Origin of the sequence: Mesorhizobium hunchu, assembly GCF_040081975.1 — a bacterium.
GTDB classification, from domain to species: domain Bacteria; phylum Pseudomonadota; class Alphaproteobacteria; order Rhizobiales; family Rhizobiaceae; genus Mesorhizobium; species Mesorhizobium hunchu.
In genome coordinates this window covers 81,983-96,490 of record NZ_JBEBMG010000007.1, presented here as the reverse complement: position 1 = coordinate 96,490, position 14,508 = coordinate 81,983, and the positions used below count along the sequence as shown (strand labels likewise).

The following is a 14,508-nucleotide window of genomic DNA, read 5'->3' as shown; positions in this document are numbered from 1 at the left end:
ATGTCACGATGCGACAGGCTGGTGGATGTCGGCCGGAGGCAATTCCTGCGCGGCGGCGCGTTCGCCGCAGCAGGCGTCGCGGCGGCCGCCACGTTGCCGCAGGAGGCCGCTGCGCAGGTGGCACCGGCCCTGGCCAGGGTCGAATATCCCTCGAACAGGCTCGGCAACGTCGCCGACCTCAAGCCGAACGAACCCTTGGACGTCGCCTATCCGGACGACAACGCTCCGGGGGTCCTCCTGAAGCTCGGCAAGCCCGTCGAAGGCGGCGCTGGACCCGACGAGGACATCGTCGGCTTCACTACCGTCTGCCCGCACAAGGGTTTCCCTCTCAACTACAGCGCCGACGACCGCACGCTTTCCTGCCCCGGGCACTATTCGCGCTTCGACTGCGAGGCTGGCGGACAGCAGATATGGGGCCACGCCACCCAGAACCTGCCGCAATACGTCCTGCGGGTCGACGACAAGGGCGACATTTACGCCGAGGGGCTAGATGAGCTTCTCTACGGCCGACTGTCCAACGTGCTCTGAGAGGGAGGCTAGAATGGCTTACAAGCGACAGATCGACCGTCTTCCGATCATTCCGGCCGACGCGAAGAAGCAGAACGTCACCTGCCATTACTGCATCGTCGGATGCGGTTACCATGCCTATTCGTGGCCAGTGAACAGGCAGGGCGGCGTCGAGCCGTCCGCGAACGCCTTCGGAGTCAACCTCGCCGAGCAGCAGGCCGCGGAAACCGATGCCTGGTACGCGCCGTCGATGTACAACATCGTCAAGCAGGACGGGAAGGACGTCCACATCGTCATCAAGCCGGACCAGGACTGCCTGGTGAACTCGGGCCTCGGCTCCGTGCGCGGCGCCCGCATCGCCGAGATGAGTTTCTCGCGCCAGCGCTCGACGCAGATGCAGCGCCTTACCGATCCGCTGGTGTGGCGTTACGGACAGATGCAGCCGACGAGTTGGGAAGACGCGCTCGACCTCGTGGCGCGCGTGACCGCCCGCGTCATCGCCGATCAGGGTGAGGACGGACTGTTCGTTTCCGCCTACGACCATGGCGGCGCCGGCGGCGGCTACGAGAACACCTGGGGCACAGGCAAGCTCTATTTCGGGGCGATGAAGATCAAGAATATTCGCATCCACAACCGCCCGGCCTACAACTCCGAGGTCCACGCCACCCGCGACATGGGAGTCGGCGAACTCAACAACTGCTACGAGGACGCCGAGCTTGCCGACACCATCTTCGCGGTCGGCATGAACTCCTTGGAGACGCAGACGAACTATTTCCTGAACCACTGGATCCCGAACCTGCGCGGGACTTCCATGGACAAGAAACAGCAGCAGCTACCCGACGAGGCGCATGCGCCGGCACGGATTGTCATTGTCGACCCGCGCCGCACCGTGACGATCGCAGCTTGCGAAGCGGAGGCCGGCAAGGAGAACATGCTCCACCTGCAGATCAAGTCGGGCACCGACCTCGCCCTGTTCAACGCGCTTCTGACGGAGATCGCCGACAAGGGCTGGATCGACAAGGACTTCATCGCGGCCAGCACGATCGGCTCCGCCGACGCCGGATCGCCCGCCGATGCCGGACACCCGGCGGCCTTGACCGACTTCAAGTCGGCGGTCGAAGGCAACCGCATGACGGCCGAGCAGGCATCGGAGATCACCGGGCTGTCGGCGGACGATATCCGTAAGGCCGCGAGCTGGATTGCGGAGCCCAAGGAAGGCGGAAAGCGCCGCCGCACCATGTTCGCCTACGAGAAGGGGTTGATCTGGGGCAACGACAACTACCGGACCAACGGTGCGCTGGTGAACGTGGCGCTCGCAACCGGAAACGTCGGCCGCCCCGGCGGCGGAGTCGTGCGCCTCGGCGGCCACCAGGAAGGCTACGTGCGCCCGTCGGACGCGCATGTCGGCCGTCCCGCCGCCTATGTCGACAGGCTCCTCATCGAAGGCAAGGGCGGCGTGCACCATGTCTGGGGCTGCGATCACTACAAGACGACACTCAACGCCGACGAGTTCAAGCGCGTCTACAAGCAGCGCACCGACAAGGTGAAGGACGCCATGAATTCCGTTCCTTACGGCGACCGCGACGCGATGGTCGAGGCGATCGTCAAGGCGATCGGCGAAGGAGGGCTATTCTCGGTCGACGTGGACATCGTTCCGACCCGCATCGGCCAGGCGTGCCATGTCGTCCTCCCGGCGGCCACCAGCGGAGAGGCGAACCTCACGTCGATGAACGGCGAGCGCCGCATGCGCCTGACCGAACGCTACATGGACCCGCCCGGCCAGGCCATGCCCGACTGCCTCGTCGCCGCGCGGATCGCCAACAACCTCCAGCGGGTCTTCACCGACATGGGCAAGGCGGACGTCGCCGCCAAGTTCGACGGCTTCGACTGGAAGACCGAGGAAGACGCTTTCATGGACGGCTACCACAATAACGCCGCCGGGGGCGAATTCGTCACCTACGAACGGCTGCGCGCGATGGGCACGAACGGCTTCCAGGAGCCGGCGACGGGATTCGAGGACGGCAAGATCGTCGGCACGCAGCGCCTGTTCGCCGACGGCAAGTTCGGCACGTCGGACGGCAAGGCGAGCTTCATGAAGGCGGAGTGGCGCGGCCTCCAGGCGCCGGGAAAGCAGGAGCAGAAGGACAAGTACGCCTTCCTGATCAACAACGGCCGCGCGAACCAGGTCTGGCAGTCGGCCTACCTCGACATCGAGAACGATTTCGTGATGGACCGCTGGCCGTTCCCGTTCATCGAGATGCATCCCGACGACATGGCGAAGGTCGGCGTGAAGGAGGGCGATCTCGTGGAGGTGTTCAACGACGCGGGCTCGACCCAGGCGATGGCCTATCCGACCACCACCGCCAGGCCGGGGGAGACGTTCATGCTGTTCGCCTTCCCGACCGGAGTGCAGGGCAACGTCGTCAACGCGGGAACGAACGAATTGGTGATCCCGAACTACAAGCAGACCTGGGCCAACATCAGGAAGATCTCCGATGCTCCCGCCTCGGTGAAGCACCTTTCGTTCAAGAACCAGGAATACAGCGCCGCCTGAGCGCGCCCTGGACATCTCCCGCCGCCGCGGCCGACCCGTCGCGGCGGCGGCTGGCATTTATCCGGAAATGGAGAATGGGTTTGCCGATCGAACGAATGGCCATCGCCGCGCTTGTCCTGATGTCCGCCGTCGGCATGGCCCAAGCGCAGGACGCCGAGGCTGGCAAGAAGGTGTTCGCACGCTGCATGGCGTGCCACGACGCCGAAAAGGGCGTGAACAAGGTAGGTCCGACGTTGAAGGGAATCGTCGGGCGGAAAGCGGGAACGGTGTCCGGATTCAGGTATTCGCCTGCCATGAAGGCGGCGGGCGAGGGCGGCTTGGTATGGGACGAGCCGAACCTCGCCCGGTATCTGGCCGATCCGAAGGCCGCGGTCCCCGGAAACAGGATGGCGTTCCCGGGACTGAAGGATCCGGATGAAATCCGGAACGTGATCGCCTATCTGAAAGCCGTATCCGGATAGGGTTGGCCGTGGCTCCGCTTGCCGTTCCCCTCGAAGCATCGTGTTCCGTCGGGGCCGCCGGCGAGATCCTGCCCGTCGATGTGGCGGCTGCGAAGGCCATCGCGGCCGCACGGCCCGTGGTGGAGGTGGAACGCGTCGCGCTTCTCGAAGCCCGGGGGAGGATAGCCGCGCGCCCTGTCGGATCGCCGATGCGGCTGCCGCCTTTCGATAATTCGGCGATGGACGGTTACGCCGTGCGCCGGGCCGACCTTTCCGGAGACGGCCCATGGAGGCTCCCGGTCCAGGGACTTGTCAAGGCCGGAGACGCGGCTTCGGCGCCCGAGGGGAAATGCGCGGTCCGGATATTCACCGGCGCTCCCGTGCCGGAAGGATTCGACGCCGTCGTCATGCAGGAGCGCTGCGAGGTCCGCGGCGGCGGCGTGGTGATCGGCTGCATGCCGCGCCCTGGAGAAAACGTCAGGCGCGCCGGTGAGGACGTTGGCAGCGGAAGCCGCCTCGTCGACAGCGGCGACGTCCTCACCCCGCAACGGCTCGCCCTGCTCGCCGGGGCGGGGATCGCCGAAGTCGAGGTCTACCGGAAGGTCCGGGTCTCGGTCGTCTCCACGGGAAACGAACTACGCGAGCCCGGCGAGACGTTGGCTCCGGGCCAGATCTACAACTCGAACCGGACGTTCCTGCGCTCGTCCCTCGCATCTTTGCCTTGGGTGGAGGCCCTGGACTTCGGCATCGTTGCCGACAACCGGGAAGCGCTGCTGCAAACCTTCGCGGAGGCCGTGGACCGTTCGGACGTTATCGTTACGACTGGCGGCGTTTCGGCTGGGGAGGAGGACCATGTCGCCGCCGTCCTGCGGGACAGCGGCGCGGAGCTCGAGGTCCTCAAGGTCGCGATGAGGCCGGGCAAGCCCTTAAAGGTCGGACTGATCGGCGGCGCGCTCGTGGCGGCCCTGCCTGGGAATCCCAACGCGGCCCTCGTGACCTTTAGGCAGATCGCGCTGCCTGCCATCCGCACGGCTGGAGGATTGCGCCAGGTCCGCCCCGAGTGGCAGGCCGCCCGTTCCGGGTTCGCCTACGGCAAGCTCCTTGGACGTACCGAATTCGTGCCGGTCCGAATAGTGTCGCAGGACGCCGATGGCCTCCCCGTTCTGGAGATGCTGGGCCGCGGGTCGTCGGCCAGCCTGTCCGCGCTGGCGTTCGCCGACGGGATCGCGATCCTGCCTCCCGACGTCGAAGCGGTCGAACCCGGGACTCCCCTTCGCTTCGAATCCATCCGCTGATCCACGGGACTTGTCATCGTTCCGTCATGCTGTATAGCTACAAAGCATCAATCTGGAATCACGGATATATGGATAAGACAGCGGCTCTGGCGGCCCTCGCCGCCCTCGGACAGGAAACGAGGCTGGACATCTTCCGCCTGCTCGTCCAGGCGGGGCAGGAAGGCGTTCCCGCCGGCGAGGTCGCGACGCGCCTCGGCGCCGTCCAGAACACGGCTTCGGCCCATCTCAAGATACTGTCCCACGCAGGACTCGTCCGCAACGAGCGCGACGGCCGCGTCGTGCGGTACGTCGCCGACATGACCGGGTTCCGCGACCTGCTCGCGTACCTGATGGAAGACTGCTGCAACGGCTCGCCGGAACTCTGCCAGCCCGTGATCAAGGCCGTGACCTGCGATTGCTGAAGGAGGATGCGATGAGCGAACCGTACAACGTCCTTTTCCTGTGCACCGGGAATTCAGCCCGGTCGATCATCGCCGAGGCGATCCTGAACCGCGTCGGGGCGGGCAGGTTCAAGGCATTCTCCGCTGGGTCGCATCCGAAGGGCGAGGTGCATCCTTTCGCCCTGCAACTCCTCAAGAGCCTCAATCACGACACGTCGTTCGCCCGCTCGAAGAGCTGGGAGGAGTTCGCGGCCCCGGATGCGCCGGAAATGGATTTCGTCTTCACCGTCTGCGACAACGCCGCCAACGAATCCTGTCCTGTTTGGCCCGGCCAGCCGATGACGGCGCACTGGGGCGTTCCCGATCCGGCAGCGGTGGAAGGGACCGACGCCGAAAGGCATCTGGCTTTCGCAGAAGCCTACCGCATGCTCAACAACCGCATCTCGATCTTTACCGCGCTGCCGATGCAGGCGGTCGACAAGCTCTCCCTGCAGAAGCGTCTGGACGAGATCGGCCGCAACCTGCCGAAGGCGGGCTAGGAAGGCAGTCATGACCGACAGGACGTTGAACCGGGAGGACGCCGTCCCGGCCGGGATCGGCTTCTTCGAAAGATACCTGACTCTTTGGGTGGCGCTCTGCATCGTCGCCGGCATCACCCTCGGGCATTTGATGCCCGGTATGTTTCACGCCGTCGGTGCGGCGGAGGTCGCCAAGGTCAACATCCCCGTCGCCATTCTGATCTGGCTGATGGTCATCCCGATGCTGCTCAAGATCGATTTCGCGGCGCTACGCGAGGTCGGCCGGCACTGGCGCGGGATCGGCGTGACGCTGTTCGTCAACTGGGCCGTCAAGCCGTTCTCCATGGCGCTGCTCGGGTGGCTGTTCGTCGGCTGGCTGTTCCGGCCGTACCTGCCTGCCGACCAGATCGACTCCTATATCGCCGGGCTGATCATCCTCGCCGCCGCGCCCTGCACCGCCATGGTGTTCGTATGGTCGAACCTGACGAAGGGCGAGCCGCATTTCACGCTGTCGCAGGTCGCCCTCAACGATGCCGTTATGGTGGTCGCCTTCGCGCCCATCGTCGGCCTGCTGCTTGGCCTGTCCGCCATCACGGTGCCCTGGGACACGCTCGTCCTGTCCGTCGTCCTCTATATCGTCATTCCCGTCATCGTCGCGCAGCTCCTGCGCCGAAGCCTGCTGGCGAGGGGCGGCGACGCCGCGCTCTCCGACCTGCTGGATACCTTGCAGCCGCTGTCGCTCGTCGCCCTGCTGGCGACGCTGGTCCTGCTGTTCGGCTTCCAGGGCGAGCAGATCATCGCCCAGCCGATGGTCATCGCCCTTTTGGCCGTGCCGATCCTGATACAGGTCTATTTCAATTCGGGCCTCGCCTACGTGCTCAACCGCGTGTCCGGCGAACGGCATTGCGTGGCAGGGCCGTCCGCCTTGATCGGGGCGTCGAACTTCTTCGAACTCGCGGTGGCTGCGGCCATCAGCCTGTTCGGCTTCAGTTCCGGCGCTGCCCTTGCGACGGTCGTGGGCGTCCTTGTCGAGGTCCCCGTCATGCTGTCGGTCGTTTGGATCGTGAACCGGAGCAAGGGTTGGTACGAACGCGGGGCGGGCGTTTCCGGAACCGCTGTCGGGGAACAAGCGAAATGACCGTCACCATCTACCACAACCCGGATTGCGGCACATCCCGCAACACGCTCGCCATGATCCGCCAGTCGGGCGAGGAGCCGGAGGTGATCGAATACCTGAAGGATCCGCCGTCGCGAGAAAGGCTGGTCGAACTGATCGAGGCGATGGGCATGACCCCGCGTGAGTTGCTGCGCGAGAAGGGAACGCCCTATCGCGAACTCGGCCTCGCCGATCCCAAGTGGACCGACGACGAACTGATCGGCTTCATGCTCCGGCATCCGATCCTGATCAACCGTCCGATCGTCGTCACGCCGCTCGGCGTCGTTCTGGCAAGGCCGTCGGAAGCCGTTCTCGACATCCTGCCCAATTCCGACATCGGTCCCTTCACCAAGGAGGACGGTGAGGTCGTCGTCGACGGCGAAGGACGGCGCGTGCGCTGACTGTGTTTCGATTTTTATCGAAATAGCATTGACGCTAGCCGGGCGGTCGGCTAATCAATATTTCGATAAATGTCGAAATAAAAAGCCGCAACGGGAGGATGCGGCTGCAGCAGGAGACCCGCATGAACGCCCACTCGCCCTTGGACACGTTTCCCAACGTCGTCGAAGACCAGTTGAAACCGATCGATGCCGCGGCGCTGTTCGACGTCGAGCGCGCCAGTCATCCGCCGCGAATCCTGATGCTCTACGGTTCGGTCCGCGAACGTTCTTATTCGCGGCTTGCAACGGAGGAGGCCGCGCGAATCCTGCGGAAGCTGGGCGCGGAGGTGCGCGTCTTCAATCCGGCCGGACTGCCTCTTCCGGATTCGGCGCCGGCGGACCATCCGAAGGTGAAGGAACTGCGGGACCTGTCGCTCTGGTCGGAGGGGCAGGTGTGGTGCTCGCCGGAACGGCACGGTTCCATGACGGGCATCATGAAGGCCCAGATCGACTGGCTGCCGCTCTCCCTCGGCGGCGTTCGTCCGACCCAGGGAAGGACGGTGGCGGTGATGCAGGTCTGCGGCGGCTCCCAGAGCTTCAACGCGGTCAACCAGCTTCGGATTCTCGGACGCTGGATGCGGATGTTCACGATCCCGAACCAGTCGTCGGTCGCGAAGGCCTTCGTCGAGTTCGACGAGGCGGGCCGCATGAAGCTGTCGCCCTATTACAACCGGATCGTCGACGTGATGGAGGAATTGGTGAAGTTCACGCTCCTCCTGCGTGACAGGGCGGACTACCTGACGGACCGCTATTCCGAGCGCGTCGAGAGCGCGGAAGCCGTCTCGAAACGGGTGAACCAGCGGTCGATCTAGCGGTTCCATCCGCCTCTTGGCGCGACGTCCACAGCGTCTAATTTCGACAGTAGTCGAATTAAGGTTGACAAGCCGGACCGTCGGCTTATGTTATTTCCATGAAACTCGAAAAAGCAGCCGCCCAGCTCGAAGCCCTCGGAAACCCGACGCGCTTGAAGCTGTACCGCACCCTCGTGCGCGCGGGCCTGGAAGGCCTCCCGGTAGGCAGCATCCAGGAGAAGCTGGCGATCCCGGGTTCGACGCTGTCCCATCACCTGAAACGGCTTGTCGACACGGACCTTGTCACGCAGGAGCGGCAGGCGACCACGTTGATCTGCCGCGCCAACTATCCCGGCATGGAGGCGCTCGTCGGCTACTTGGTCGATGAATGCTGTCTCGACAGCAAGTGCGGGCAGGCGGCCGAAACAGAGGCGGCGTAGCTTTTTGCGCGTCGTCTATTTCGGTGTTTCTAGAACATTGGACGGAGAAAGAAGATGCCTATCCTCTCTCGAATGACCTCGATCCTTGCCAACGCCGTTCAGGGCCGGGTGGACGTCGCCCGCCTGAAGGAGCTCAATGACGCGCAGCTCCGCGACGTCGGGCTGGCGCGCCGCGACATCGCCCCCTCGCTACGGTCGGCCTATTTCCGGGATCCGTCGTCTGTTCTGCGGTGGCTGTGCTGCCAAGGCCCCATGCCGGGGCAACAGACCTTGCATGGCTGCTGCTAGAGGGAGACGGACGACATGAATGCGATGACATCCTCCAGCCTTCCCGTAGCGGTGATCGGCGCGGGGCCTGCCGGCCTCGCAGCGGCGGCGCATCTCGTCCGGCGCGGCTTGCGTCCGCTCGTCCTCGAACGGGGCGACAGCGTCGGCGCGACGCTCCTCGAATGGGGCCACGTCCGGGTCTTCTCGCCCTGGACCTACAACATCGACGCCGCCGCGCGGGCGCTCCTCGATCGCTCCGGCTGGACGGCTCCGGACGGCAAGGGGCTGCCGACGGGCGGCGAGATCGTGCGGGACTATCTTGCCCCGTTGGCAGCGTTGCCGGAAATCTCCCGGAACCTGAGGCTCGGCGCGACCGTCACGGCCGTGACGCGGCAGGGCCATGACAAGGTCTCGAACGAGGGCCGGGAGAATTCTCCCTTCGTCGTCCGCTACGAAGACAGGGACGGCGAGCACCGTGTCCTTGCTCGCGCGGTGATCGATGCGTCCGGGACCTGGACGCGGCCGAACCCGATCGGCGTCGACGGCCTGCCCGTTCCGGGCGAGCGCGAGGCCGCCGCCCGGATCGCCTACGGCATACCCGACGTGATCGGGAGCCGCAGAGGCGACTATGCCGGGAAGCGCACGTTGTTGATCGGCGGCGGCCATTCGGCGATCAACGTCGCGCTCGCCCTCATGGAACTTCAGGAAGGCGACCCGGGAACGGAAATCTTCTGGGCGTTGCGTCACCGCAGCGTCGAAAAGCTTCTCGGCGGCGGGCTGAACGACCAGTTGCCGGAGCGCGGCGCGCTGGGCCTCGCCGCGAAGCGGGCGATGGAGGACGGCAGGCTGAACATGCTGACCTCTTTTGCCGTGAACCGCATCGCGCGAGACGGGGACGGCCTCCTGGTCGAGGCGACGGTCGCAGGGGAACCCTTCAGCCTCGCGGTCGACCGGATCGTCGTGACGACGGGATTCCGGCCGGACCTCTCGTTCCTCGGCGAACTGCGCGTCGCGCTCGACCCCGTGGTGGAAGCGCCGCCAGCGCTCGCCCCGCTGATCGATCCGAACTTCCATTCCTGCGGCACGGTCCCGCCGCACGGCATCGAGGAACTCGCCCATCCCGAGCCGGGCTTCGCCATCGTCGGCTCGAAGTCCTACGGCCGTGCGCCGACGTTCCTGATGGCCACGGGCTACGAGCAGGTCCGTTCGGTCGTCGCCGAAATCGCGGGCGACCACCGCGCCGCGCGCGAGGTACATCTGGTCCTTCCGGAAACGGGCGTGTGCAGCGCCGACCCGGGCGACGGAGCCGACGCGGCCGCGGGCTGCTGTGGCGGGCCCGCTCCGGTCGGGGCGGACGCCTGCTGCCCCAAGGACGCGGAAGCCAAGGCGCATGGCGAAAGCGGCTGCGGCTGCGCTACGATGCCCGCTTCGGCCGAACCGGCGCCCGTCGCGAAGGCCGGATGTTGCCGGAGCGCCACGTGACGAGCACTGCGATAGACGAGCAGGGAGAGAAACATGGCGCGACGAGGGGGCTGATCACAGCCCTCGGAGTCGCGCAGATATGCTCGTGGGGAACGCTCTACTACAGCTTCGCTCTTATGGCCGAGGCGATGCGAACGGACCTCGGCTGGCCGAAGACGGAGATCTACGGCGCTGCGACCCTCGGCCTGACGCTGGCGGGAGTCGCTGCCTATCCCGTCGGCGCGGCCATCGACCGGGGCAGGGGCCGCTACGTCATGAGCCTGGCGTCGGTGGGAGCCGGGCTCATGCTGTTCGCCTGGTCGCAGGTCTCGAACATCTTCGTCTTTTACGCCATCTTCGCGGCCATGGGCTGCCTTCAGGCCGCGACCTTCTACGAACCCGCCTTCGCCGTGATCGCGCGGAGGGTTGGCTCGGGAAACGCCCGCCGTGGCATCACGGCGCTGACGCTGTGGGGCGGGTTCGCCAGCACCGTGTTCATCCCGCTGATCCAGTTTCTGATCGACCATGTCGGATGGCGCGACGCGCTGATGGTGCTCGGCGCGATCAACGTCATCGTCTGCGGCGGACTTTATTTCCTGGCGATCGATCCGAGTAAGGACCGGCCGCGCCGAACGAGGGAAGCGCACGAGCCCGAGCCGCTGGCGGGCCGCAAGGCCGTGGCGTGGGCGATGCGGCGCCCCGTCTTCTGGGCGCTCATGGTGGCGCTCGTCGGCTACGAGGCCGCCTTCGCAGCGCTGACCTTCCATCTCTATCCGTTCCTGCTTGAGCGCGGACTGGATTCCACGGGCGTCGTCAGCGTCCTCGCGGTGATCGGCCCGGCACAGGTCGCCGGGCGGCTGCTGATCATGTTCCTTGCTCCGAACGCCCCCGTTCGCAAGGTCGGCTCGATCATCGTGATCGTGTTCCCGCTGGCGGTCGTCGGTTTCGCTTGGGCTCCGCCGAGCGTGCTCGTGATCGCCCTGATCGCCGCCTTCTACGGCGGGGCGAACGGGATGATCACCATCGTGCGCGGCTTGATGGTCCCCGAGATGATCAGCCGCGACGCCTACGGGGCGATCAACGGCGCGCTGGTCGCCCCAATGAACGTGACGCTGGCCATCTCGCCCTTGGCTGCCGCGTGGATATGGTCGAGGACGGGAGGCTACGACGCCGTTCTGGTCGCGATCGGGATCGGAGCGATCGTGCTGTGCGTCGGTTTCTGGACGGCCGCGGTGTTGAGCCGCCGCCCCGACGGCAAAGGGACAGCTGGAGGGAACGGCGGTTAGACCCGTGGCAGCATACCGCTTTGTCGATTCTACGATGGATAGATGAGAGTAGCGACAGCGTGTTGATCTCCGCCAAGAACTTCTTGGCGAAAATCCCCGATCGGCTCTCAGCGGAAATCGACACTTTCGCCAAGCGCGAAAACCTCGCCTTTCACAATGAAGAGAAGCGATGCGTCGCCCGCGTCGTGCCGACCGCCCGGATCAGCGGGAAGACCGCGCGCCAAACCCGGCAAGACAAACGGGTGGCGGTTCGTACTACCATGACTCACCGCCGAATAGGTTGCCGAAACCGCCGCGATGCATCATCGTGTTCGCGATGATTCTGCGCTCTGACACTACCCGAAGGCGCAATACTGAGGCACCTACTGGCGTGCCTGCCAACCCGGTGGCATCCTGGTCGCGCCGAGCCGCTTCATTGCCGAAGGGCGCAATTGGGACGACTGAGAACGCCCGGCGCGCCCTACACTTGTGTGACGACGAAGAGGTTCTGGTCGAGTTCGGCCTGAACACGCGTCGCGTCCGTCCGATTTCGAGGCGCACGAGGATGCCGGGCTGCTTTCCAAGGCGGGGACATTCGGCAAGGCTGGCCAATAATGAAGATGAGGAAGCCTGACGTCGGGCACCGACCAGTTGCGACACTGGAACGAACTGATGAACGAACAACCTCCAGGAAGACGCCTTGGACGGGGTCTTGCCGCCCTGATCGGTGACGTGAACAGTCCGGCTCCCGAACCGGCAAACCAACTCGCGCCGGATCGCACGGTTCCGATCGAACTCGTCTCCCCGAACCCGCGCAACCCGCGGCGTAGTTTTGGTGAAGCCGATCTGATCGATCTGGCGCAGTCGATCCGAGAGCACGGCATTGTTCAGCCTGTCGTTGTTCGCCCATCTCCGGATCAGTCGGGCTATTATGAGATCATCGCCGGCGAGCGACGCTGGCGGGCGGCTCAGAGAGCCGGGCTGGCAGAACTGCCTGTTATCGTTAGAGACGTCGATAATCGTACGGCGCTGGAACTGGCAATTATCGAAAATGTCCAGCGCGCTGATCTCAATCCCGTCGAGGAGGCGCGGGGCTACCAGCAGCTCATTGATGAGCATGGCTACAGCCAGGCGGATCTCGGGCAGGTCATCGGCAAAAGCCGCAGCCACGTGGCCAACACCTTGCGGCTTCTGAAGTTACCCGACGGGGTACACGATATGCTGGTCAGCGGGACGCTGTCTGCCGGTCACGCCCGCACGCTGGTCACCGCCGATAACCCGACAGAGGTTGCGCGCCGCATCGTCGAAGACGGGCTGTCAGTGCGGCAGGCAGAAGCCCTCGCGCAGACACCTGCGGCAGAGAGCCCTTCGATCTCGCGATCCGCTTCTGCGGCGAAAGATGCCGACTTGCTCTTGCTCGAAAAGAAGCTTTCGGATGCGATTGGCATGAGAGTGACGATTGCGCTCAAAGGCAACGTCGGAGAGTTGAAGCTCGTTTGCCGGTCACTCGAACCGCTCGATGAACTATGCAGGCGTCTTGGACAAGGATAGTCGCAGGCCGCGCTAGTCGAAGGGGCAAGGACATATCCACGCAGATCAAACTAACCGGAGTGGGCGTGCCAGCCTTCATTAGGTGTTCATCGGAAGGGGAGGCATCTCGCCCTCAGTGGTGCGCCAGATCCAGGCGCCGATTTCCGGCCGTGACGTAATCAACTCGCCGAGAGCTTCTTCGTAAGCTCCGTCGGCCGAGGGTGGAACGACATAGAGCGCAACCGGCTGCGATGAACGCTGCAAAATAGCAGCCGCGGTCGGCTTTTCGGCCGACAAATTGTAGCGTAGTCCCTTGACGCTGCGCTCTTGCAACTTGGCCAGTGCGTCGACCAGCCTCTTCTCGTAAGCGGACTCGTAGGGCACCCAGTTTTCGGCGACAACCATCAGCGCCATGTCCTCCACGACCGCGAGACCGACTGGCGTGAGCCCGAACGTCGCAATCACGATCAGGTGAGAAGCCTCGTCCGCTCCCCAAAGCGCCAACTCGTTCTCGAAGCGGGCCTTGAGACGTCTATAAAGACCTTCTTCCAACATGAGCGGAAAATCCGGCAGGTGTTTTATGATCAGCCGATGGCCGCTGCGCGCCGGCGCAAAATCCTTCACCTCACCGACCAGGATCATTAATTTGCGCGGCCCGCTCTTCGGAGGGAGAGCAGATGCAAGCGCTGCGGTTCGCCGTTGTTCGATCGCGCTCTTGTCCGTCGCTCGAAACGGCTCTGGTATGAATAGAATTTCGCTGAGCGGTCCGCCCTTCACCGTCATCTGGCCGGCAGCCTCCGTCAGATGCCACCGAATATTCCACCAGTGCCGCTTGCCCGCCCATCGCGACGTCCACGCTGTCAGCTCGGCCTGCTGCCAGAGGTAATGCAGCAGGCTGCGCAACGAGAGCTTCTTCGCATCCCCGACGATAGTGTCGGTCGCATTTGTTCCCGTATTCGGCGCCGCTCGCGTCCCGATTTTCGTCAGGCTGAAGCTCACTTTCAGCGCCGACATTCCGCTCTCCGGATCCACCTGTATGGCGCTACCCGTCAGCACGCCGAGGCCTGACAGTTCGTCCGGTGGTTCGTAGGATGGGCAGTTGGGATCGTGCCCACCACCTGAGAGCGGCATGCGCTTGACCAAGTACTGATCGCCAATTCGGGCGATGTACATTGGAAGCCCACCTTCCTTGCACAGACAACGCGGCCGAATCCGTTTCCGGTAAGCATCCGCTAACGCACTCTGCAAATACGGCGCCTTCTCGTCGATCACCTCGTCAGCAAGTCTGAACCGTCGCATCGCCTCCATTGCTCCGGACGCCGCCACATCCCCTATCGTCATTGACTCACGCTTTCACCGACGACGCAACCCTCGGGATATCTGAATGCGGGCACTGTTTCGACGATGCGCGGCCTGCGACCGGCCGATGCGGCAGCGCGCCGCGCTTCGCGCGGGCTGGCGCAG

15 protein-coding genes are annotated in these 14,508 nt (G+C 64.7%); 14 read left to right on the top strand and 1 reads right to left on the bottom strand.

Translation table 11 applies throughout. The features are described 5' to 3' along the window. From ABMA46_RS14240 to ABMA46_RS14175, 14 genes are all read left to right on the top strand, one after another. Positions 1-528, top strand: coding sequence for an arsenate reductase (azurin) small subunit (locus ABMA46_RS14240; RefSeq protein WP_349000286.1), 528 nt, complete (start codon positions 1-3; stop codon positions 526-528). Positions 529-541: 13 nt separating this feature from the next. Next, on the top strand, positions 542-3,061 hold the full coding sequence (locus ABMA46_RS14235; protein WP_349000284.1) for an arsenate reductase (azurin) large subunit: 2,520 nt from the start codon (positions 542-544) through the stop codon (positions 3,059-3,061). 74 nt (positions 3,062-3,135) lie between these two features. Further along, positions 3,136-3,522: a c-type cytochrome gene (locus ABMA46_RS14230; RefSeq protein WP_349000282.1), complete on the top strand. Its 387-nt coding sequence runs from the start codon at positions 3,136-3,138 to the stop codon at positions 3,520-3,522. A gap of 8 nt (positions 3,523-3,530) precedes the next feature. Continuing rightward, on the top strand, positions 3,531-4,796 hold the full coding sequence (locus ABMA46_RS14225; RefSeq protein ID WP_349000281.1) for a molybdopterin molybdotransferase MoeA: 1,266 nt from the start codon (positions 3,531-3,533) through the stop codon (positions 4,794-4,796). 68 nt (positions 4,797-4,864) lie between these two features. Then, positions 4,865-5,197 (top strand): ArsR/SmtB family transcription factor, encoded by a 333-nt coding sequence (locus ABMA46_RS14220; protein WP_349000279.1) that lies wholly within the window; start codon positions 4,865-4,867, stop codon positions 5,195-5,197. An 11-nt stretch (positions 5,198-5,208) separates the two neighbouring features. Then, a complete protein-coding gene (locus tag ABMA46_RS14215; RefSeq protein ID WP_349000278.1) occupies positions 5,209-5,715 on the top strand; it encodes an arsenate reductase ArsC in 507 nt (168 codons plus the stop codon). 55 nt (positions 5,716-5,770) lie between these two features. Continuing rightward, entirely contained in the window at positions 5,771-6,832 is a 1,062-nt protein-coding gene (gene arsB / locus ABMA46_RS14210; protein WP_349000422.1) for an ACR3 family arsenite efflux transporter, read from the top strand. Next, positions 6,829-7,251 (top strand): arsenate reductase (glutaredoxin), encoded by a 423-nt coding sequence (arsC, locus tag ABMA46_RS14205; RefSeq protein WP_349000277.1) that lies wholly within the window; start codon positions 6,829-6,831, stop codon positions 7,249-7,251. The genes arsB and arsC overlap by 4 nt, the downstream gene beginning before the upstream one ends. 122 nt (positions 7,252-7,373) lie before the next feature. Continuing rightward, on the top strand, positions 7,374-8,102 hold the full coding sequence (gene arsH, locus ABMA46_RS14200) for an arsenical resistance protein ArsH (protein ID WP_349000275.1): 729 nt from the start codon (positions 7,374-7,376) through the stop codon (positions 8,100-8,102). 98 nt (positions 8,103-8,200) lie between these two features. Beyond that, complete coding sequence (locus ABMA46_RS14195; RefSeq protein WP_349000274.1) at positions 8,201-8,521, top strand: ArsR/SmtB family transcription factor; 321 nt, start codon at positions 8,201-8,203, stop codon at positions 8,519-8,521. Positions 8,522-8,575: 54 nt separating this feature from the next. Then, entirely contained in the window at positions 8,576-8,809 is a 234-nt protein-coding gene (locus tag ABMA46_RS14190; RefSeq protein ID WP_349000272.1) for a hypothetical protein, read from the top strand. Between the two features lie 24 nt (positions 8,810-8,833). Beyond that, positions 8,834-10,270, top strand: coding sequence for an FAD-dependent oxidoreductase (locus ABMA46_RS14185; RefSeq protein WP_425475751.1), 1,437 nt, complete (start codon positions 8,834-8,836; stop codon positions 10,268-10,270). After that, positions 10,267-11,535, top strand: coding sequence for an MFS transporter (locus ABMA46_RS14180; protein WP_349000268.1), 1,269 nt, complete (start codon positions 10,267-10,269; stop codon positions 11,533-11,535). Before ABMA46_RS14185 ends, ABMA46_RS14180 begins: the two co-directional genes overlap by 4 nt. A gap of 651 nt (positions 11,536-12,186) precedes the next feature. Continuing rightward, positions 12,187-13,065, top strand: a complete 879-nt coding sequence (locus ABMA46_RS14175) for a ParB/RepB/Spo0J family partition protein (protein WP_349000267.1) — start codon at positions 12,187-12,189, stop codon at positions 13,063-13,065. 78 nt (positions 13,066-13,143) lie between these two features. On the opposite strand, the gene ABMA46_RS14170 is transcribed toward ABMA46_RS14175, so the two are convergent. After that, positions 13,144-14,343 (bottom strand): DUF1173 domain-containing protein, encoded by a 1,200-nt coding sequence (locus ABMA46_RS14170; protein ID WP_349000421.1) that lies wholly within the window; start codon positions 14,341-14,343, stop codon positions 13,144-13,146. Between the last annotated feature and the right edge of the window lie 165 nt (positions 14,344-14,508).